The sequence below is a fragment of the Actinomyces sp. oral taxon 448 str. F0400 genome (assembly GCF_000220835.1).
Lineage (GTDB): Bacteria > Actinomycetota > Actinomycetes > Actinomycetales > Actinomycetaceae > Actinomyces.
The window spans coordinates 996,451-998,819 of record NZ_GL985606.1; the positions used below are offsets into that span (position 1 = coordinate 996,451).

Consider the following 2,369-nt stretch of genomic DNA (forward strand, 5'->3'; position numbering starts at 1 on the left):
CCGTGCCCGCGCCCGCGCGCGACCCGGACGAGTCCCGTGAGCGCGAGCGGGTCCGCGCGCCCCAGGTGGTTCCGTTCTCGGCGCGGCCGGTTCACGGCAGGGACGGTCGGGCGGACCCGCCGTCGATCGGGCAGGACGAGCCCAGCGCCGACGTCCCGGCCGCCCAGTCCGAGGCGGACGACCCGAGCGGCCTCGCGGGGAGCGGCCCGTCGCCCGATCGGGACGCCGCCTACGCGGATATGACGACGATGGACATCGCCGTGGCGCGCATGGCCGGGCACGGCACGCCCGCCCACCAGATCTGGCTGCCGCCCCTGGACGTCAGCGAGACTTTCGACTCGCTGTTGAGTGATCTCGTGGCGGATCCGACGCTGGGCCTGGTGTCCCCGTCATGGCGCGAGCGCGGCGACCTCGTGGTGCCCCTGGGTATCACCGACATCCCCCTGGAGCAGCGCCGCGAGTACTACAGCGTCGACCTGGGCGGCGCCGGCGGGCACGTCGCCGTCATCGGCGGTCCGCTCAGCGGGAAGTCGACGGCGCTGCGCTCCCTGGTCATGGGGCTGGCGCTGACGCGCACGCCGGCGGAGGTGCAGGTCTACGTCGTCGACCTGGGCGGCGGCACGTTCTCGACCATGCTCGATCTGCCGCACCTGGCCGGTGTCGCCACCCGTGATGAGCCCGACGTCGTCGCCCGGATCGTGGCCGAGGTGGCCGCCCTGCTGGACGATCGCGAGCGCTTCTTCAAGGCCAACCGCATCGATTCGATTCAGACCTACCGCCACGAGCGGGCCGCGGGCCGCCTCGACGACGGGTACGGCGATGTCTTCCTCATCATCGACGGCTGGTCGACGCTCAAGACGGATTTCGAGAAGATCTCCGACCAGATCATGGCGATCGCGCCGCGCGCCCTGGCTCTGGGCGTGCACGTCGTCGTCGCCACGGGACGGTGGACCGACATGCGCATGACCATCAAGGACATGTTCTCCACCCGCATCGAGCTGCGGCTGGGCGATCCGGCTGATTCCGAGATCAGCCGGAAGGTCGCGCGCGAGGTCCCGACCGGTAGGCCCGGGCGCGGCCTCGACCCTGAGGCGCGGCACATGCTGCTGGCGCTGCCGCGCACGGACGGCGATCATGACCCCGCGACGCTGGCCCGCGGCGCCAACAACGCCTGCCGTACGATCGCCGATGCCTGGACCGGCCCGCAGGGCCCCAAGCTGCGCCTGCTGCCGACGCGCATCGACCTGGCGACGCTCCAGGAGCGGGTGCCGGCCGGCGGCGACCCCGTCATCGGGATCGACGAGGCGCGTCTGGAGCCCGTGTGCCTCGATATGCGTCATGAACCGCACCTGCTCGTCCTGGGCGACGCCAAGACCGGCAAGTCCTCATTCCTGCGCGCCCTGGCGAATGAGTTGTGCCGCGGGCGCACGACGAGTCAGGTTCGCCTGCTGGCCATCGACCTGCGTCGCTCCCTGCTGGGCGAGCTCTCCGCCGAGCACCTCCTGACCTACGTCACGGTTCGCGAGGATGCCGCCCGGGAGATTGCTGAGCTCGCCGGCTTCCTTCAGGGCCGCATGCCGGGGCCGGATGTGACCCCCGACCAGCTGCGCCACAGGTCCTGGTGGGAAGGGCCGGACGTCTACATCCTCGTCGACGATTACGACCTGCTGTCCTCGGGGCAGGCCGTTAATCCGCTGCTGCCCCTGCAGCCGTTGCTCGCTCAGTCGCAGGATCTGGGTCTCCACCTGGTCCTGACCCGTCGCATCGGAGGCGCCAGCCGCGCCATGTACGAGCCGGTCACCCAGACGCTCAATGACCTGTCGACTCCCGGCATCATGCTGCCCGGGAGTCCTGATGAGGGGCCGCTGATCGGGCGACAGAAGCCGATCCCCGGGCCCGCGGGGCGGGCGCGCCTGATCAGCCGCGACCACGGGGTTCAGGCTCTTCAGCTGGCCTGGGCGCCGCCCACCCAGTGAGGGCGGTGCGGGCGGCCGGACGGCCGGTCCGAGCGCTGGCCTCCCTGCTGGCCGACGGGCTGATCGCCTCCGACGACGGAGCGGCCCTCCCCCTGCCCTGAGGCCGGTGCCGGAGTCGGTCGCGCCGCGAGCCCGGAGCGGACCAGGTCCGGCATGGACGGGATGTCGACGGTCGGCCGGCGTCATGAGGACTTCGCCGCGCCTCGGCGAGGGGGATCGGGAGGCGCCGACGGCGCCGGTACAGTCGCTCGCATGGCACAGGGACGCAGGGGGCGCGGCATTCCGCCGCGCAAGAGGAGGCGCCGCACCGGCGGCGCCCGATCGTCCGGCGCGGGCTCGGGCCGCGCGCACCGGACGATCCCGGGCGCCCGCGCCTCCGGCTCGCCCCGCCCG

Annotated in this window: 1 protein-coding gene; it reads left to right on the top strand. The window is 72.6% G+C overall.

Annotated features, from left to right (window positions below; genetic code table 11):
• On the top strand, positions 1-1,976 hold a 1,976-nt coding region (gene eccCb / locus HMPREF9062_RS04260), incomplete at its 5' end, for a type VII secretion protein EccCb (RefSeq protein WP_083820017.1).
• Between the last annotated feature and the right edge of the window lie 393 nt (positions 1,977-2,369).